The following is an 18,273-nucleotide window of genomic DNA, read 5'->3' as shown; positions in this document are numbered from 1 at the left end:
ACCGTTCATTGTCAGGCTTCTGCCACACTACGTTGCGAGCACTCTTTATGGATGCATTGCAAGGTGGCAGCCTGCGCCAGCTGACCTCTAAGCGAGAATATCTCCGTATGCATCTCTTTCACTTTCGAGCTAAGGTCGAAATAATCCTTCAACACTTTTTCCAACTGCTGCATCAGAAAAGTATATTGGTCTTTCACCAGTTCGCTGAACTCTTTTACTTCTTGCGCCATTACTTTGCGCTTTTTGCGGTTACTGCCCAGAAAGGGCAGGATTGTCATAATGATCTCTATGATTTTATCAAGCATTTTAATAAATTGAGAATTGAGAATTAAAAAATAAATGTAGAAGGAAACAGAAACCGCATGGAGAGTAACTGTAGAAATCACTCCGTAATATCCATGCGGCACTGTTTTTTAAGATTAAGCTGCCGGGTCCGGAGCTTCGCCACTTCCGCCGCCATCACCGCTTCCGCCGTCTTTTCCGTCGTCGGTGCTTTCTCCGTCGCCCTTTGCTGCCAGGATGAAATCGACATTATTCTCGCCTCGGGTAGTGGCATGACTCGTATTCACCAGCTGAAGCGCCTTATCTGCTACGAAACGGACATTTACTTTGCGGATGCTGCGCACCGTGCAATCTTTCTCCTTTTCCGCCCCTTCGCTGCTCAACGTGATATGGAACGTACCCAATCCGTCAATCTTCACCTTGTCGCCCTGGGTAAGCGACAGGCGTAATTGCTCGACAAAAGCCTCAATGGCATGCTTCACGTCTCCTGCAGTGAGCGAAGAGTTCGCTTCGATGGCATCCGCCAGCTTGTTGATGTCCATCACTCTCACTGTACCCGATTTCTGGCGTACATAATACAACATCTGTGAATCGGATTGATTCACATACTTTCTGCGCTGATAGCGCTCCACTAATACATTCATACAATTAAAAAGTTAAGGTTTAAGTAATAAAATTTTCTCTGTCATTACGACATTACAAATATACGAAATATGAAAGGGAAAGTCAAGTATTTTGCTATATATTTTGTGTGTATAATGAAATAAAATAAGAAAATGATTTCTGCTATATATTGTAATATAAAATTGTATGTTATTAGTGTAATTGTTTCTTATTTAGCATGTTTCAGCATATACTCTAACGGAGGGACATATTCGGTGATCTTGGTCATTTCCGGATTATGTCTGAAATAGACGTTTCCTGTCTCTCCGTTGCGTTGCTTGGCTATGATGACTACTCCCAGGCCTTCGGTGGGATAACCACTTTCCCGGTCGGTCGTTACCCTTGCAAGGGCGGGACGGTAGAGCAGCATGACGACGTCTGCATCCTGTTCAATGGCTCCGCTCTCGCGGAGATGGGCCAGTTCGGGCCGGCCGGCAGGGCGGTTTTCCGATTCGCGGTTTAGCTGGCTAAGCAGTACGACCGGTACATTCAGTTCTTTGGCTAGCAATTTTGCCTTGCGGGTGGCTTGTGCCACTTCCTGTTCGCGGTTGCGGTTGTTTTGACCGGTCGTCATGTCGCAGAGTTGCAGGTAGTCGATAATAATAGCATCGCACGCATGTTGGCTTTGCAGCAGTCGCGCGCTGGAACGTATATGTTCCATGTTGACCGATGTGCTGTCGTCTACGTGTATCGGTAGGCGTTTGAGGTCAGCGGCTGTTGTGCGTGCCTCTACGAGTTCCTGTTGGCTGACGGTTCCCGATCGCCAATGGCGGGCACTGATTTCGCTGGTCGCTGTCAGCCATCGGTCTGCTAGTCGTTCTCCTTGCATCTCGAGGCTGTAGACAGCTACGGCATACCCTGCCATTGCTGCGCTTCGTGCCATGTGTAGTGCGAATGCCGTTTTTCCTACGCTGGGACGGGCGGCGACCACCACCAACTCGCCTTTCTGTAGTCCGGACGTCATGCGGTCCAGATCCGCCAGTCCGGTAGGGAGGCCGGTTACTCCGTTTTTGTTGTTGGCGATACGTCCTTCGGCTTCTACCATGGTGGCGGTCATTAGTTCATCCATGTCGCGCATGTGGTTGTTATGGCCGAATTCGCCTTCCAGACGGTCGAGCAGGTTATGTGCGTCTACCAGTGAGTCGTCGATATCCATCGTTTCGTCTAGCGAACAGGCGAGGAGTTTGTTGAACCCCAGAATCATTTCGCGTCGCAGATATTTCTCGTGTACGATCTGCGCATGATATTCAAGATGGGCGGAGGTTGCCACCTTGCTGCTCAATTGGGTGATGCCGAACGGTCCGCCCGCCTCTTCGAGCTTTCCACGGTGGGAAAGCTCTTCTTTTACGGTGAGGATGTCTATCTTTATTCCTGCATGATACATGGCCAGTATGGCGGCATAGATAACCTGATGGCGCAGGACGTAGAACATTTCGGGACGCAGCTTGTCGGCTACCAGTGGTATGGCTCCCTGCTCTATCAGGCAGGCGCCGATGATGGCTTCTTCTATTTCGGGAGCCTGTGGTGAAACTCTGTTTTCGGTATTCATAGGATCAGTATTCGTTAAGAAAAGCTTTGTTGGATAAATAGCTGGCGGCATGGAGAAGGAAATTGATGTTCGTTTGGTGGAAATAATATTCCTCTATCCTGTCGATGGCGAGTTGTTGTTCCTTGTCGCTCAACTTTTTCCATTCGCGTTGTGCTTTGGCGATATTCTCTTTGGGGAGCTGCGTGATGCTGTGGAATTCATTCCAGAACAGGTGGAACTTTTCGTTGACGGTTTTCTTTTTCTGCTTGTCGCTGTCGGGAACTCCCACCCACTTGTCGTATTCGGTGACACGGATATGCAGGGAGGAATTGTTGGGGTGGGGGATGATTTCTATAATTCCCAGCGTGGCAAGCTCGTGTATGAACCGGAAGGCTTTTCCGACAGACCAGTGGAAGATGTGGCTCCAGTCACGATAACTAAATAGGCTTTCGCCTCTTTTGCACAAGCAGTCTTTGTTCTGTCGGTCGTTATAGAGTGTATCCGAATAGTTGACTTTCATCAGGATTTTCAGGAGTGCTTCTAGTTCTCCTTCTTGCATGTGCAGGTCTTCTATCTGCTGCTGTACTAAGGCTTTAGGGATAATGAGAAAACCTTGTTTCAGCATGGCTTGGAAATTGATTTTTTTCATTGGGTATTATTTAAATTTTCTGTAAAAGTACGCTGTTTCCGTGCGGTTTGCAAGGGGTGTGCCTGTTTGTGGACGGGTGTGGACGAAGAAGAATAGTTGTGGTACGTAAGTTGTTGTATTTTTGTTTTCTTTCATGGGGCGAAGAAGTGATCGGGAGATGAAATGGATGCTCTGTTTGTGTTTGATAGAGCTTCTGCCGGAGATAGACAGAGCCTTCGTTAGGGGGATTCGGAGGCTCTGTTTGGAATGAAAAAAACGGTCATTTTGCCGAACGCTTTGTGGAACGCTTTTTTCTTTCGGTAAATAGCTGTATAAATGATAGTTATCTTCTTATCTGAAAAAAGTGGTGAACGCAAAGTGGAATACATAATAAACAATAAAAAGATAAATGATATATTTAAAAATATATAGTTCGATTTTCCTTTTATTCCTTGTCGATGTTTTCGTTTTCTACTACGTAATTAAACGTTTGTCGGCAGGTCGATGTGGGGAGGTCCCCAATGACGGTAAAGGATTAGTTGCATTTCGGGACTGATGTCGATTGTTTGGCAGGTGTAATACGCGGCAGCCAGTTGTTCATTCAACGTCTTGTCTGCTTTGATGCGTTTGCGCATTTTTTTGCTGGCGGAAGAGGCGTTTGCCAGATCAGGAAAATATTCTTTCGCCAACTCGGAGAAATACTTGAATCCATTGATGCTGTAGTGTTCGACAGCTGGTTCATTGTTGTTCATAACTTTGTTGTTTTTTAGTAATTAAAAGAGTTATTTGTTTAAAAAACTGCGCAAATGTATGAAAATAAATTTGATAGATAATGTGAATATTTCAGTTTTTAACTTTATAATTTTATGTATGTAAATTTTTGTATATATATTTTCGTATTTTACTAAAGTAAATTGTGGGAATAGTAAATATTAATTATTAAATTATTTTTTAATGAAGAAGGAAAGTTTTACTTCGTTTATGAAGCAAGTGGCTGTTGATTTGCAGCAGAGTGGGAATTTAGGGACTGCTCATGTATATAGAAGTAGTTTGAATGCGATTCTTACTTTTCAGGGTTCCGGTTGTTTGTCGTTCCGGGAAATAACTCCGGAGTGGCTGAAGCATTTTGAGGGTAGCCTTCGGGCTCGTGGGTGTAGCTGGAACACGGTGTCTACATATCTTCGCACGTTGCGTGCGGTTTACAATCGTGCTGTCGATCTTCGGAAGGCGCCTTATGTGCCACATTTGTTTCGCTCCGTATATACAGGTACGCGGGCGGACCGTCGCCGGGCATTGGATGCGGAGGATATGAAGAAGGTATTTGCCCGTCTGTTGCAGTCGGATGCGGTTACTTCTGCCATGAGGAGTGCGCAGGAGTTGTTCATTCTTATGTTCCTGCTCCGGGGATTGCCTTTTGTCGATTTGGCTTATCTGCGTAAGAGTGATCTCCGGGGGAATGTGATTAGTTATCGTCGTCGTAAAACGGGGCGTCCGCTGTCTGTGACGTTGACCTCGGAAGCGATGTTTCTTTTACGGAAGTATAGGAGCCGCGAGGAGCAGTCGCCCTATTTATTCCCGATTCTTCACAGTGACGAAGGTTCGCCAATGGCGTATAAGGAATATCAACTGGCTCTGCGCAATTTTAACTATCAGTTGGAACTGGTGGGAAAGCTGCTTGGACTCAAAGATCGGTTGAGCTCATATACCGCACGTCATACTTGGGCGACCACTGCGTATTATTGCGAAATTCATCCGGGCATTATTTCCGAAGCAATGGGACATTCGTCTATCACTGTAACAGAAACTTATTTGAAACCTTTCCGGAGTAGGAAAATTGATGAAGCAAATAAACAGGTGATCGACTTTGTAAAACGCTCGGTGATAGGTACAAGTGCTTGATTTTTACTCTGTTACTTCGTAGGTAACGGGTTGAAATATCGGTGCAAATATGAGCATATTTCTTAAAACAACCAAACGAAATCATACATTTTTTCTAATAAACTACTCAAAAGAGGAATTAAACAAATAAAACACACGGATTCTTTGTATTAGGACTTTGTTAACTTCTAAATTTTGCAAAAGATTTCCCTCCCTCTACTGCCTTTCAGAAGCAGGGGTAAAAATGTTTCATTGCTTATCGTCTCATTTTTCAGTATTGACTACTCCAAAAGAGCAGGTACAAAGGTTTATCCGTTACCTACGAAGTAACGGGCGGCTATTATTGAAACTTAGTGTTTAATAATATATTATTAATGTAATTTTTAAGTAGTTATGAAGAAAAAATTTGTTAGGGTAATGCTTTTTGGGGCATTGACGCTTACAGTCAGTACAGCAGTAACGAGCTGTAAGGATTATGATGATGACATTAAAGGCTTGCAGGAGCAGGTTGATAAGATCACATCTGCTAGTCCTGTAAGCACGGAAGACATGAATGCAGCTGTTGATAAGGCGAGCAAGGAATTGAAAGAACAATTGGCCAAACTGGAAAAACTGGTGAATGATCCTTCGTCTGAAACTTCGTTGACACAGCAGATTGCTGATTTGCAGGAAGCTCTGAAAACAGCAGTAGGTGAGAATGCAAAAGATTTGGCTGGTAAACTGGCTACAGCTCAAAATGATTTGGCCGCTTTGAAGAAGGCTTTAGGAGGTGATGATTACATCAATGGACTGAAAAAAAGATCACCGACCTCGAAACTGCTAAATCTACTTTGCAGACTTTGATCGATGCCGAAGCTGCTTATCAGAATAATAAGGATATTAGTGGCTATAAAAATACCGGTTTTGATGCTTATCTGAATCAGGAGATTTTGAATGCTATCGGCAAAGAGGGTAGTATTGCTCTTTATGTGGATAAAGTTGTGAAAACGGCTGTCGGTACAGTGCTTGCAGACGTCAATAAGTATCTTTCTGAAAACTTTAAGGAAAATGCGGATCTTGCTGCTTTTGTGAAAGAAGTAAATGAAACGCTTTTCTCTAAAGAGTATAAAGCTCAAATGGATAAGCTGAATCTGTTGTTGGCAGCTATCGATAAAGCTGTAGGAGATGGCTCAACTTATGAGGATTATGCAGCTGTCATCAAACAGATTGATGAAACAAAACAACAATTGGCAGGATTGGAATTGCCTTCGGGTGAGGGGGTTACCTTTAATTCAGCTGTTAAAGATATTATCCAAAGAGAATCTGAAGGTAATGCCGGTATTATAAAAGGTCTGGAAGAAAAACTACAGAAAGAAATTGATGCTATCAAAGGCATGATTCAGAGCATTGTGTATGTACCGGAATATGCAGATGGACAGGTGTTGTTTAATACTTACTATATGCAGTTTGATGATAAGAAAGAAGATTGGAAACCTGTAGTCAATGTGGACGAAGTAACAGTGAAATTCCGTGTATCACCTTCTGCTGTGGTAGCTGATTTGGTTGCTAACTTCGGCGAGGAAAACGCAAAATATGATATTGCCGTAGATTGCCAGAAAGTGAAAACACGTGCTTTAAACGATCCGTTCAAGATAAAAGGAATCAAAACTGTAGAAGGAGAATCTAACTTGATTGAAGTGACGTTGGATGCCAGTGCGGTAAGTCATAGTTATGCTGTAGCTCTGACTGTAAAAGACAAGGTTGCTACAGATAAGAAAACGTTGAATGATGTTTCTTCAAACTATTTTGCTGCTGTGAAGAGTGATTTGTATATCAGCAAGGTAGAATGGGCATCTGCAAATGGTGCAGTAGCAACAGTGAAGAAAGGTGCTGCTATTGACTATATGGAAAACGATGGAGATACAAAGGTTTCTGATTACGAGTTAACTGTGAATACATCAATAGATGGTAGTGGAAAGGTTAGCGGTACTTCTTCCACAAAGACTTTGGCTGAACTAGGCATCTCGGATAAATATTTCAAGGTGGCATTTGCATTTACAGACAAGGCTACAGCTGAAAAATCCTTTGAATTAAAAGAAGCAACTGGTGTTCTGACAGCTAAAGGAGATGCAGGAAGCAAAGCTATTGTGAAATCTACCGTAACAGTGACGGATCCTGCAACAGCCGGAGATAAAAAACCTGTGACAAAAGAATATACAGCTAAGGAATATACGGAAGTTAAAATCGTCAGCGAAGGAGAGGCACAAGTTATTACACTTAAATCAACAGAGTCTATTTTGTGGAATGCTATAGAAAAGCCTTATGATATTACTACTATTGGTGCCGACGGTGTAGATAAGGTTATAGCTGCAATAAAGAATGCGTTGAATATGAAAGTAACGGATAAATTCAGCTCTTGTACCTTTGATGCTGTTGCGCAAGACCAGACAATTAAGTTGGGGTCTAATAGCGGTGGTGAACTTGCTTTAATTATTCCTAAAGAAACAACTTGTGCGCCTACTGATATTACTACGAAGATTACTAATGGTGATTATACAGTAGATGTAACAGTGAAGGGCGTAACCGTAACTCTTCCTGATGCAGAAAATAAAGCATTTAAATTGGTAGCTAATATTTATACAGACGGAACATTGCTTATTAATTTAGGTAAAGATGTTAATGGTAAGGTAAATGCAGTAACAGCCTCCAGAAGCTTGAAAGAACTTTATACAAACTACGATAAAGTATATGAAAATTTGGTTACGACTGTCGGTGGTACAATGGAGTTTGCTCTTGCTGATGATGTTCAAAAAGATGCTGCTCCGGAAGAACGTAAAGGTGTAGAAGTTACTAAAGACGGTACTGTTACAGTGTCTAACGATTACGATGGCAAACCTATCAAAGTCACACTGGAGGGAAAATGTGGTAAGGAGAAAATATTCGCCATAACTATTCCAGTTGTAATTCCTGCTAATGAGTTGAACGGAACATTCGGCTATAAAGATGCAAAAAATACCAAATTTGAGTATGACGTGAAAAACGCGACTGCAAGAACAAATGGTCTTGATTTGACAACTGCATTTGTTTGGAAAGATGGAGATAAGAAAAACGTATGGCCTACAGCTGATAATGATACCTATGGCAGCAATAACGCTATGGATATCTATAATTTCTCTATCGTGTATTCTCTTTCAGGAAAAGATGCATCCTCTTTTGAAGTGCCTACTATTTCTGACAGTAAACTCAAATTGATTAAATCAATAGCTGAAACAAGTACGATCAAGAGTACGATGGAAGTTGTTGTGACAGCTACTCCTACCTCTCCTTGGGGTAGCATGGTTGGTCAGGCTAAGTCGATAACAGTCACTGTTCCGACTTGGGTAGACAAACAATAATAACCTGCTAATTAATCAGATAACAATATCTCCCGTAACTTATAGGTTCTTCTAATAAAAGGAACGGGAGATATTAATCTCTGGTGATAGATAAACCCTTCTTCACCACGCTGGTGAAGAATACGTCAAGAAGTAACAGATGGAAGGCATTAGCTTGTGAAAGTCAGTCCTCCCCTTTCTGTACTTCTTTTAGAAAGGGATGCCGCCCTAATTTCCCACTGGCATCCCTTTTATCTTTACTCTGAATGTATCTCCCTATATTATGCTAGTACGTTATTTTTTTAATACTAGTACCCCATTTCCCTATAGATTAAGGAGATGCTTTGAGAGAATACGGAAAGCCCGGGCTTGCGAAAGTCCGGGCTTTTCAATCTTTAAGAAGAAATCTTAGTTGTAGATTATCGCACGATAATTACCAAACACCCATTCTTGCTATTTTACGTCCTCACATACCACCATGAAAATATCGGCATATCCTTCCTGAAGAAGAAAATGTATGATGATTTGCTATAGGAGAAATTGTGTTACCTTTGTATCTACAATTAATGAAAGGAGGTAATGAGATGGCAAGACCAATAAGAGAAACCCCAATATTGTTTGGAGAGGATGCTCGTCGGTTTGAAGAAAAGATGAAAAGTCCACGTAAAGTGTCGAAAGAGGAGCGGGAACGTAGACGCAAAAATTATGAGCTCGTTATGAAAGCGGCAACCAATTTTAAATGATTGGATAATAGGTGTACAAATAGACTTTTCTAAATTCCGCATTAGTCGGATGGAAGAAGGTGAAAAAATAGAAGAATCGTTCAATTGCGGTGATGCCGACTTGAACGATTTTATTTTGCATGAGGCTTCGTTTTATCGGGAGGCATTACTGGCAGTGTCTTACATCGCTAAAGTTGATGATAGGATAATAGCATATTTCAGTTTGGCTAATGACCGTGTTTCGTTAGGGGATTTTGAGAATAAGACAGAATTTAATAGGTTTCGTAAGCATCGTTTTGTTAATGATAAGCGTTTGAAAAGTTGTCCCGCTGTGAAAATATGCCGTTTTGCTGTTGATGTTGCTTATTCTGGTACAGGTATCGGTACAGTATTGATGGATTTTATAAAAGACTATTTTATCGAGAACAATAAAACTGGATGTCATTTCATTACTGTGGATGCATATTTAAACGCTATTCCATTTTATGAGAAAAATAATTTTAGTCTGCTGCTTCCAAATGATGATGATAAACATACTCGTTTGTTGTATTATGATTTGAAAGAAGAATAGACAATAATCAAACAAAAAAGGCGACCCGTACCTAACGAGTCGCCTTTTCTGTATAGTGCATTTGAATATATATGAACTTTAAACTTCTTCGCACACCGCCATTTTCATGCCTTGATAGACAACAATAATTTTGTGCAGCGTCGTTGTTCCGATTGCTTTTTGCACCGTTTCGCTGGCGGCATAGCGGTTGGCTTGTGTGATGGCTTCCTGGCGGAGTTGCTCTACTTTTTCATCGTTATCCTTTCCTTTGGCATATTTCAGTTCTATAATGTATGAATGAAGCATATCTTTGTAAATATCCAATAAAGGAAACATGAAGATATCGGCATATCCTTCCTGATTTTCCTGCTCGGAAATAGGACGATAGAAACGGTTTTGTACAGTCATAGCCAGTGTAAATCCATGTACGTATGCTTCGCCCTTTTGTTTGTCACGTTGGGAAGAGTAGCGGTGCAGGCATTCGGCGATATAGTTGAAATAGGCTTTCCAGTCGCCACGATAAGCCATGGCAGATGCCAGTTTTCCTTTTTCCCAATTATCGAAACGGAGATCTGCTTCGTTGTATGTATCTAATAAGTAACTGTACAACTGTTCACGTACTACTTGGTTGGGAATGGTCAACTTCGTTTCTCCTTCTAACGTTCCGCTGATAGTCAACATGCCGAAATAGAACAGTAGGCTGACAAAATTATCCGGTTCTGCAACAGTCTCGGCTGGGAAGCCCGTTTTTAGCTCACCAGTGATATATCCCTGTTTTATTAATGTTTGAATAGTCGAGGCATCATGGGTGAATTCTTTATCCTTGCGGATGAGCATTCGTAGTTTGTTATAATCTACGCGGATATTCTCTTCTACCATATTGCGAGGCATATATCCTTCATTACGAATGTAGTTATCTACAAAGTAAAGCACCATATTGGAATTGTACATGGTGGTATTTCCGTAACTTTGCTCTGAAAAGCAGTAATTGTCATACCAAGGCTTCATTGCTTCTATCAGCTCGTCGATAGAGTGATGGAACTCGCAGGTAGTGGCGTAATAATCCAGCATTGCGCGCACTTCTTCTTCGTTAAATCCGGTCATTTCATTAAATTCCGGGGAAAGTGAATAGTTGGTGCCGATATTGAATCCGCTAGTCAGATCGTCCATCGTGACGGGGCTGACACCTGTTACGAAACAACGTTTGATCGTGGAGTCTGTACCGGCTTTCACTGTATCGAAGAAACTGCGTAAATAACCGGTCCCATGTGTTTCGCTCTTATAATCTTCCAGGCAGGAAGGTTCGGATAAGATTTTGTTTGTAAAGTGATCGTATTCATCAATGAACAGATAAATCTGTTGATTGGTCTTGACGCATTCTTTATATAAATAGTCCAGTTGCTCTACGGCTCCCTTTTTCTTATTCATCTCTTCTTTTATCCCTTCGGGAAGATATTGGGCGTAAACATCGCAGAAGAAGTTGAATTCTGTGTTGCAATGCGCGTCTAATGATTCACGGTAACTTTTCAATTCCGCATTAACTACGGCAAAGTTGAGGTAAATGATGAGATATGAATTGCGTTCGGGAGTGGGATGCTTGCCTATATATAAGTCGCCATACCATTTCTCGAACTTATCAGCTTCGAGTATATTATAATAATGTCGGAGCATGGAAATCGTTAAACTCTTCCCGAATCTGCGTGGACGAATGTAAAAGAAATACTTATTCGCATTCTCTATGAGCGGGATATAATGTGTCTTGTCCACGTAGTAACAGTCGTCTTCGCGGACATCGATGAAGTTCATCATTCCATAAGGAATACGTTTGCGCTTTACTGGTTGATTCATACCTCTTTCATTTTCTCACAAAAGTAACAATAAAAAATGAATCTTGATGGATGGACGGAAGCTTTTTAAAATAGGAATCAATTTCAGTGCGGAAATCCGTAATCTTGAAAAATGGATAGTTGAAGAAAAATAGAATAAACAAAAAGGCGACCCGTACCTAACGAGCCGCCTTTTCTGTCTATTTGATTTCGATTTCTTCCTTCATATCGATTTCCTCTCCATGTGTATCATAGAACACATATTGCAGGAATGCGAGTTTCTGACTTGGAATAATCTTAATACCGAATCCATATTTCATTTGCCACTTCCGTTTCAGGGAAACGAGTCCCTGATTGATGTAGGCGGCAACATACGGATGGACGTGTAACGAGAATTTCTTAACCTTCAGTTTATTGACCAGGTAATCAATTTTACTCTCCAAAGTGTCCGTAAAGAGAATGGACGATTTGATGGTGCCTTTGCCGAAGCAAGTAGGACAGATTTCGGTCGTGTTGACGTCCATTGCCGGACGCACACGTTGGCGTGTAATCTGCATTAGCCCGAATTTGCTAAGCGGCAGAATATTATGCCGTGCCCTGTCTTTCTGCATATTGGCACACATTCGTTCATAAAGCTTTTGACGGTTTTCGGCTTCATTCATATCAATGAAGTCGACGACAATGATACCACCCATATCTCTTAATCGCAGTTGGCGGGCCAGCTCGTCGGCGGCTCCCAGATTTACTTCGAGTGCGTTACCTTCCTGCCCGTTGGCATTCTTGGTGCGGTTGCCGCTGTTCACGTCTACTACGTGAAGCGCCTCAGTGTGCTCAATAATCAGATAGGCACCACTCTTGTAAGAGATTGTTTTACCAAACGATGATTTAATCTGCTTGGTGATACCGAAATTGTCGTAAATGGGAAGTTGGCCTTTGTACAGTTTCACGATATTAGCCCGGTCGGGCGCAATCAGTGATACGTAATCTTTAATTTCATTGTACACAGCCTCGTCGTTGACGTGAATATTCTCAAATGATGGGTTGAAGAGGTCGCGCAACAAACCTACGGCGCGGCTGGTTTCTTCATAAATCAACGTCGGGTACTTGGTGGCTTTTTGTACTTTTACCATCGCATCTTCCCAATGCTTAACCAAGACTTTAAGCTCTCCGTCGAGTTCGGCTACGCGTTTGCCTTCGGCTACCGTGCGGACAATGACACCGAAGTTTTTCGGCTTGATGCTCATCAGCAGCTGTTTCAGGCGGGCGCGTTCTTCGCTCGATTTAATTTTTTGCGATACCGAAACCTTATCATTGAAAGGGATCAGTACGAGATAGCGTCCGGCAAACGAAATTTCGGACGTCAGTCGCGGCCCCTTAGTGGAGATCGGTTCCTTAACGATTTGCACCACTACTTCTTGTCCTACCTTGAGTGTGTTGGATACAGTTCCATCCTTGTCAAGGTCGGGAAGCAGGGTTGCTTTGCTGATGGAGGTCAGCTTCTTTTTTGTCGCTTAAAGTCTGCTTTACAAACTTTTCGAGTGAGTTAAATTGAGGACCCAAGTCCAGATAATGAAGGAAAGCGTCTTTCTCGTAACCGACGTCTACAAAGCATGCATTGAGTCCGGGCATCAATTTCTTGATACGTCCCAAATACATATTGCCCACAGAGAAAGAAATATTTCTTCCTTCGCTTTGAAGTTCCACCAGGCTCTTATCTTCGAGAAGGGCGATGGAGACCTCTTTGGGCTGTACGTCAACTACTAGTTCACTTGTCACTGTTTGTTTCCTTATTATTGATTGAATCTCATTTATATGAACAACTTTTTTTACAAAATGTTCATTTTGGGTTAGCTACTTAAACAAAGAACAAACTTGAAAGACATTGGCTTCGCAAGTTTGTTCTTTATTTCTGTGTGATCCAGACTTAAAAATTATTTTTTGCTTTTATGTCTGTTCTTTCTTAGTCTTTTTTACGCTTGTGCGTAGACATTTTATGTCTTTTTTTCTTTTTTCCGCTTGGCATAGCTTCACATTTTATGGGTTAATACTCTTGTTTATTATTTCTTTACTGAAATTGTAAATGTCTTAGCCGGTTTGAAAGCCGGAATGTTGTGCTCCGGAATAATAATCGTAGTATTTTTAGAAATGTTGCGAGCAGTCTTCTGTGCTCTTTTCTTTACTACGAAACTACCAAACCCACGCAGGTATACATTCTCATCATTAGACAGCGAATCCTTTACTGCATCCATAAATGCTTCAACTGTTGTAAGAACTGTCTGCTTGTCAATCCCAGTTTTCTTTGTAATCTCGTTTACAATATCTGCTTTAGTCATTTTTCCTTAAAAAAAATATTATTACTATGTTATTGCTAATTTTTTGGACTGCAAATATATAGCTTTTTAAGCTCCTAAAAAATATATTCTGCACATTTTTCTAAAAAAATAGTGGCATAGGGTTTTCTTAGAGCTAAAAGAGTTACTTTTGTGTGCCTTTTGAGTAGGATATACAAGATAAATGTTAGATAATACATTAGTAGAGAGGATATGAACGAGTTTACGAAAACGATTGTAGAGTGGTATGAAGAGAATAAACGTGAATTGCCTTGGAGGGAGTCTGCCGATCCGTATTTGATCTGGATTTCGGAGATTATTCTTCAACAGACGCGGGTGGCGCAGGGGTATGATTATTTTCTTCGCTTTATCAAGCGTTTTCCCGATGTACAGACTTTGGCCGCTGCGGATGAGGATGAGGTGATGAAGTATTGGCAGGGGTTGGGGTATTATTCGCGTGCCCGCAATCTTCATGCCGCCGCCAAAAGCATGAATGGTGTTTTCCCGAAAACATATCCGGAAGTGCTGGCTCTGAAAGGAGTGGGGGAGTACACGGCGGCGGCTATCTGTTCGTTTGCTTACGGCATGCCCTATGCGGTGGTGGATGGCAATGTGTATCGGGTGCTTTCACGTTATTTCGGTATAGATACTCCGATTGATTCGACGGAGGGAAAGAAACTTTTTGCAGCATTGGCAGACGAGATGTTGGATAAAAAGCATCCGGCTGTTTATAATCAGGGGATAATGGATTTCGGAGCAATTCAGTGTACTCCGCAGTCGCCCAACTGTTTGTTCTGTCCGTTGGCAGGCGGTTGTTCGGCACTTTCGAAGGGGTTGGTGACAAAGCTTCCGGTGAAACAGCACAAAACAAAGACTACCAACCGTTACTTCAATTATATTTATGTACGTGCGGGCGCGTATACCTTTATAAATAAACGAACAGGAAATGATATTTGGAAGAATTTGTTCGAATTGCCATTGATAGAAACTCCGACGGCTCTTTCGGAGGAAGAGTTTCTTGCTTTGCCGGAATTCCGTGCATTCTTTGCGTCGGGGGAAGTGCCGGTGGTGCGTTCTGTTTGCAGGGAAGTGAAGCATGTGTTGTCTCACCGGGTGATTTATGCTAATCTGTATGGAAGTAACAATCTCTGAAAATTTGACTTCTTTCGGTAATTTCCAGAAAATAAAAGTAGAGGAACTGGAGCAGTACGCTATTTCAAAGCTGGTACAAAACTTAATCAAGTATTAAGTATTAGGTATTAAGTATTAACCATCCAGTTTATGGCACAGCCTAATACTTAAAACTTTAATACTTAAAATTCTTGCATCCTATTGTTATTCTGTTTAATTTTGGCAGCGGATTTAATTTAAAGAATCATAAACTTGATACAGATATGTCAGTAAATAGAGTGATATTGATAGGAAACGTAGGACAAGATCCTCGGGTGAAATACTTCGATACAGGTTCGGCAGTGGCAACTTTCCCATTGGCTACGACGGATCGTGGATATACGTTGGCTAATGGAACCCAGATTCCCGAAAGAACAGAATGGCATAATATCGTTGCATCTAACCGTTTGGCGGAGATTGTAGATAAATATGTGCACAAAGGTGACAAACTATATCTGGAAGGGAAGATAAGAACGCGTTCTTACAGCGACCAGTCGGGTGCTATGCGCTATATCACTGAAATTTATGTGGATAATATGGAAATGTTGTCTCCGAAAGGAGCCAATCCGGGTGCGGGAGCTTCTGCTTCCGGACAGCCTGCTACGGGACAGCAGCAACAACCGGTTGCCGGCCAGCCGCAACAAACGCAGCAGTCGCAGGCGCAACCTGTACAAGATAATCCGGCAGATGATTTGCCGTTCTAAATAATGTGATAGTGTGCCAATCGATTTTTTCTAACTCATTGGCACATTATCTTTTGTTTAACTAAAATATAAACTCTTTGGACTCAGATGGTTATTTAAGCCAGTTGGCTGACATTTTCAACGGTATTACCGTAAACACTCCTTCTATCTCTGCTATTATTGCCATAGTGCTGGCAGGTGTGCTCCTGCTTGCTTCCGGCTTTGCTTCGGCTTCCGAAATAGCTTTTTTCTCACTTACTCCTTCCGACCGGAATGATATTGATGAACACAATCATCCTTCCGATGAAAAAAATAAGTGCCCTGTTGGGTGATTCAGAACGCCTCTTGGCAACGATATTGATTACGAACAATTTTGTGAATGTGACCATTATCATGCTCTGCAACTTCTTCTTTATGAATGTGTTTGTCTTCCATTCTCCATTGGCAGAGTTCCTGATACTGACCGTCATCCTGACTTTCCTGCTGTTGTTGTTCGGTGAAATTATGCCAAAGATCTATTCGGCACAGAAAACATTAGCCTTTTGCCGTTTTTCGGCACCGGGAATTTACTTTCTGGAGAAGGTATTCCGTCCGATAGCTACTGTGCTTGTGCGTTCGACAATTTTTCTGAATAAGCATTTTGCTAAGAAGAGTCACAATATTTCTGTGGATGAACTGTCGCACGCGTTGGAACTGACGGATAAAGCGGAGCTTTCTGAAGAGAATAATATTCTGGAGGGCATTATCCGTTTCGGTGGGGAAACCGTGAAGGAGGTGATGACATCACGCCTGGATATGGTCGATTTGGATATCCGTACGTCTTTCAAGGAGGTGATGCTGTGTATCATTGAAAATGCTTATTCACGTATTCCTATCTATTCCGGTTCACGGGATAATATCAAGGGGGTGCTGTATATTAAAGATCTTCTGCCTCATGTCAATAAGGGGGATAATTTCCGTTGGCAGTCATTGATTCGCCCGGCTTATTTTGTGCCGGAGACGAAGATGATTGATGATTTGCTACGTGACTTCCAGGCGAATAAGATTCATATTGCTATCGTTGTGGATGAGTTTGGAGGAACTTCCGGACTGGTAACGATGGAGGATATTATCGAAGAGATTGTAGGGGAAATTCACGACGAATACGATGATGAAGAGCGTACATACGTTGTTTTGAATGACCATACTTGGATATTTGAAGCGAAAACGCAGTTGACGGATTTCTATAAGATTGCAAAAGTAGACGAAGACGAATTTGAAAAGGTGGTGGGTGATGCAGATACATTGGCAGGTATGTTGCTCGAAATTAAAGGTGAATTCCCGGTGCTGCATGAGAAAGTGACGTATCACAATTATGAGTTTGAAGTGCTCGAAATGGATAGTCGCCGTATATTGAAAGTTAAGTTCACAATTCTGCCGAAGGAAGTGGAAGATGGCGTTGTTTCTGCAGTATAAGACGAATGGCATACAGTGGGCTGTCTGGAAGATGGAAGAGTCTTTGGATGCTTTATTGCTTCTTTTGCCCGGTGCGCGAAGAGCTTTCTGTGAGCAGGAATTGAATCGCTTTGTCTCCGAACGTCGTAAGATGGAATGGTTGTCGGTTCGTGTTCTGTTGTATTCCATGTTGCAGGAGGATAAGGAAATCGGTTATTCTTCGGAGGGGAAACCTTATCTCACAGATCATTCTTTTTTTATCAGTATTTCTCATACGAAAGGTTATGTGGCGGTGATGCTTGCTTCTTCGGTTCCGGTAGGCATTGACATTGAACAATATGCTCAACGGGTTCACAAGGTATCCGACCGTTATATCCGTCCTGACGAGCAAGTAGAATCTTATCTGGGAGATATAACCTGGGGGCTGTTATTGCATTGGTCGGCAAAGGAAGCTGTTTTCAAGCGGATGGAAAATGCGGATGCTGATCTTCGTAAACTCCGGTTGACGCATTTTATTCCTCAAGCGGAGGGGACGTTTCAGGTTCAGGAGTTGGCTACGGAGCAGCAAGAACTTTATTCTGTCGGTTATCGTATCTGTCCGGACTTTGTATTGACGTGGACATTGAATTGAACGAATGAAGAAGTGTGTGAAGCTCTTTTCTCGGTGTGTTATTTCTCTTTTTTATTAAGTCGATAGCTCAATGCTCCTGACGGACATTTGCCGATTTGTGCAATTAATTCTTCTGTTGTCGCATTTTCGATTTGTACCCAGGGTCTTTCTTTTGGATGATAAACATTGGGTAGCATCTTTACACATATTCCGGCATGCTGACATAATTCAGGCTGCCACACAATGGTCAGTTCACCATTGGTATATTCAATTTTTTTTCCCATATATGTATTTATTTAATATGAATACCACGCATTACAATTCGCTTCCATTCCGGATGTTTGTGAATGTAACCGGCTACAAACGGGCAAAGCGGTACCAAGCGTAGACCTTGTCGCTCGATGTCTGCCAATGCTTTTTCTGCAAGTTGTGAGCCTACTCCCTTGCCGCCTAATGAAGCGGGTACTTCGGTATGTACAAGGTATATTTCTCCATTGTTTGATTTGATATAGTCTATTTCAGCTATTTTGCCATCGATCTGAAACTCATACCGATGTTTTTCTTCGTTGTCTATTAATTTATGATCTTCTGCCATAATTTTTACGTATTAAGTTCG

The 18,273-nt window shown here is 42.0% G+C and carries 15 protein-coding genes and 3 pseudogenes; 8 read left to right on the top strand and 10 right to left on the bottom strand.

Features of this window, described 5'->3' with window-relative positions:
• Nucleotides 1–11: 11 nt before the first annotated feature.
• The 5 genes from NXX38_RS23150 to NXX38_RS23130 all read right to left on the bottom strand — a co-directional run bounded on the left by NXX38_RS23150 (nt 12) and on the right by NXX38_RS23130 (nt 3,853).
• The gene (locus tag NXX38_RS23150; RefSeq protein WP_099147015.1) at nt 12–305 is read right to left on the bottom strand and encodes a hypothetical protein; all 294 of its coding nucleotides are present in this window, start codon (nt 303–305) and stop codon (nt 12–14) included.
• A 114-nt stretch (nt 306–419) separates the two neighbouring features.
• Complete coding sequence (locus tag NXX38_RS23145; protein WP_258981323.1) at nt 420–926, bottom strand: HU family DNA-binding protein; 507 nt, start codon at nt 924–926, stop codon at nt 420–422.
• A 188-nt stretch (nt 927–1,114) separates the two neighbouring features.
• A complete protein-coding gene (gene dnaB, locus NXX38_RS23140) occupies nt 1,115–2,494 on the bottom strand; it encodes a replicative DNA helicase (RefSeq protein ID WP_258981322.1) in 1,380 nt (459 codons plus the stop codon).
• Between the two features lie 4 nt (nt 2,495–2,498).
• Complete coding sequence (locus NXX38_RS23135; protein ID WP_258981321.1) at nt 2,499–3,122, bottom strand: hypothetical protein; 624 nt, start codon at nt 3,120–3,122, stop codon at nt 2,499–2,501.
• Between the two features lie 461 nt (nt 3,123–3,583).
• Nucleotides 3,584–3,853 (bottom strand): DUF4248 domain-containing protein, encoded by a 270-nt coding sequence (locus tag NXX38_RS23130; protein WP_099147019.1) that lies wholly within the window; start codon nt 3,851–3,853, stop codon nt 3,584–3,586.
• Between the two features lie 202 nt (nt 3,854–4,055).
• Here NXX38_RS23130 and NXX38_RS23125 point away from each other — a divergent pair, with 202 nt between their 5' ends.
• From NXX38_RS23125 to NXX38_RS23110, 4 genes are all read left to right on the top strand, one after another.
• Complete coding sequence (locus NXX38_RS23125) at nt 4,056–5,000, top strand: site-specific integrase (RefSeq protein ID WP_217721128.1); 945 nt, start codon at nt 4,056–4,058, stop codon at nt 4,998–5,000.
• Between the two features lie 372 nt (nt 5,001–5,372).
• Nucleotides 5,373–5,822: a hypothetical protein gene (locus tag NXX38_RS23120; protein ID WP_258981317.1), complete on the top strand. Its 450-nt coding sequence runs from the start codon at nt 5,373–5,375 to the stop codon at nt 5,820–5,822.
• Nucleotides 5,810–8,353, top strand: a complete 2,544-nt coding sequence (locus NXX38_RS23115; protein WP_258981316.1) for a hypothetical protein — start codon at nt 5,810–5,812, stop codon at nt 8,351–8,353. Before NXX38_RS23120 ends, NXX38_RS23115 begins: the two co-directional genes overlap by 13 nt.
• Nucleotides 8,354–9,124: 771 nt before the next feature.
• Nucleotides 9,125–9,625: a GNAT family N-acetyltransferase gene (locus NXX38_RS23110; protein ID WP_217721126.1), complete on the top strand. Its 501-nt coding sequence runs from the start codon at nt 9,125–9,127 to the stop codon at nt 9,623–9,625.
• Nucleotides 9,626–9,703: 78 nt separating this feature from the next.
• On the opposite strand, the gene NXX38_RS23105 is transcribed toward NXX38_RS23110, so the two are convergent.
• The 3 genes and pseudogenes from NXX38_RS23105 to NXX38_RS23095 all read right to left on the bottom strand — a co-directional run bounded on the left by NXX38_RS23105 (nt 9,704) and on the right by NXX38_RS23095 (nt 13,763).
• Nucleotides 9,704–11,452 carry an ATP-binding protein gene (locus tag NXX38_RS23105; protein WP_217721125.1) on the bottom strand — a complete coding sequence of 583 codons (1,749 nt, stop codon included), beginning with the start codon at nt 11,450–11,452 and terminating at the stop codon, nt 9,704–9,706.
• 178 nt (nt 11,453–11,630) lie between these two features.
• Nucleotides 11,631–13,206, bottom strand: a pseudogene (locus NXX38_RS23100) (ribonuclease E/G).
• Between the two features lie 281 nt (nt 13,207–13,487).
• Nucleotides 13,488–13,763: an HU family DNA-binding protein gene (locus NXX38_RS23095; protein ID WP_004300646.1), complete on the bottom strand. Its 276-nt coding sequence runs from the start codon at nt 13,761–13,763 to the stop codon at nt 13,488–13,490.
• Between the two features lie 210 nt (nt 13,764–13,973).
• Between NXX38_RS23095 and mutY the strand changes: the two are divergent.
• From mutY to NXX38_RS23075, 4 genes and pseudogenes are all read left to right on the top strand, one after another.
• A pseudogene (mutY, locus tag NXX38_RS23090) lies at nt 13,974–15,009 on the top strand (A/G-specific adenine glycosylase).
• Nucleotides 15,010–15,154: 145 nt separating this feature from the next.
• Complete coding sequence (locus tag NXX38_RS23085) at nt 15,155–15,634, top strand: single-stranded DNA-binding protein (protein WP_195649436.1); 480 nt, start codon at nt 15,155–15,157, stop codon at nt 15,632–15,634.
• Nucleotides 15,635–15,711: 77 nt separating this feature from the next.
• A pseudogene (locus tag NXX38_RS23080) lies at nt 15,712–17,068 on the top strand (gliding motility-associated protein GldE).
• Nucleotides 17,046–17,678, top strand: a complete 633-nt coding sequence (locus tag NXX38_RS23075) for a 4'-phosphopantetheinyl transferase family protein (RefSeq protein WP_195649438.1) — start codon at nt 17,046–17,048, stop codon at nt 17,676–17,678. Before NXX38_RS23080 ends, NXX38_RS23075 begins: the two are co-directional and overlap by 23 nt.
• Nucleotides 17,679–17,716: 38 nt before the next feature.
• Here the strand turns inward: NXX38_RS23075 and NXX38_RS23070 are convergent, their stop codons facing one another.
• Entirely contained in the window at nt 17,717–17,941 is a 225-nt protein-coding gene (locus NXX38_RS23070) for a (4Fe-4S)-binding protein (RefSeq protein ID WP_004300640.1), read from the bottom strand.
• Nucleotides 17,942–17,949: 8 nt separating this feature from the next.
• The gene (locus NXX38_RS23065; RefSeq protein WP_148364849.1) at nt 17,950–18,252 is read right to left on the bottom strand and encodes a GNAT family N-acetyltransferase; all 303 of its coding nucleotides are present in this window, start codon (nt 18,250–18,252) and stop codon (nt 17,950–17,952) included.
• Between the last annotated feature and the right edge of the window lie 21 nt (nt 18,253–18,273).

The organism is Bacteroides sp. BFG-637 (assembly GCF_024793605.1).
In the GTDB taxonomy this organism is placed as follows: domain Bacteria; phylum Bacteroidota; class Bacteroidia; order Bacteroidales; family Bacteroidaceae; genus Bacteroides; species Bacteroides vicugnae.
Note: the sequence above shows the minus strand (reverse complement) of the source record. Positions and strands in the feature narration are given on the sequence as shown.

Excerpts from the sequence above, each read along its gene's own strand:
- NXX38_RS23130 (WP_099147019.1), bottom strand. The coding sequence starts at position 3,853 with ATGAACAACAATGAACCAGCTGTCGAACACTACAGCATCAATGGATTC.
- NXX38_RS23065 (WP_148364849.1), bottom strand. The coding sequence starts at position 18,252 with ATGGCAGAAGATCATAAATTAATAGACAACGAAGAAAAACATCGGTAT.
- NXX38_RS23150 (WP_099147015.1), bottom strand. The coding sequence starts at position 305 with ATGCTTGATAAAATCATAGAGATCATTATGACAATCCTGCCCTTTCTG.
- NXX38_RS23110 (WP_217721126.1), top strand. The coding sequence starts at position 9,125 with ATGGAAGAAGGTGAAAAAATAGAAGAATCGTTCAATTGCGGTGATGCC.
- NXX38_RS23075 (WP_195649438.1), top strand. The coding sequence starts at position 17,046 with ATGGCGTTGTTTCTGCAGTATAAGACGAATGGCATACAGTGGGCTGTC.
- NXX38_RS23135 (WP_258981321.1), bottom strand. The coding sequence starts at position 3,122 with ATGAAAAAAATCAATTTCCAAGCCATGCTGAAACAAGGTTTTCTCATT.
- NXX38_RS23120 (WP_258981317.1), top strand. The coding sequence starts at position 5,373 with ATGAAGAAAAAATTTGTTAGGGTAATGCTTTTTGGGGCATTGACGCTT.
- dnaB (WP_258981322.1), bottom strand. The coding sequence starts at position 2,494 with ATGAATACCGAAAACAGAGTTTCACCACAGGCTCCCGAAATAGAAGAA.
- NXX38_RS23125 (WP_217721128.1), top strand. The coding sequence starts at position 4,056 with ATGAAGAAGGAAAGTTTTACTTCGTTTATGAAGCAAGTGGCTGTTGAT.
- NXX38_RS23105 (WP_217721125.1), bottom strand. The coding sequence starts at position 11,452 with ATGAATCAACCAGTAAAGCGCAAACGTATTCCTTATGGAATGATGAAC.
- NXX38_RS23085 (WP_195649436.1), top strand. The coding sequence starts at position 15,155 with ATGTCAGTAAATAGAGTGATATTGATAGGAAACGTAGGACAAGATCCT.
- NXX38_RS23070 (WP_004300640.1), bottom strand. The coding sequence starts at position 17,941 with ATGGGAAAAAAAATTGAATATACCAATGGTGAACTGACCATTGTGTGG.
- NXX38_RS23145 (WP_258981323.1), bottom strand. The coding sequence starts at position 926 with ATGAATGTATTAGTGGAGCGCTATCAGCGCAGAAAGTATGTGAATCAA.
- NXX38_RS23095 (WP_004300646.1), bottom strand. The coding sequence starts at position 13,763 with ATGACTAAAGCAGATATTGTAAACGAGATTACAAAGAAAACTGGGATT.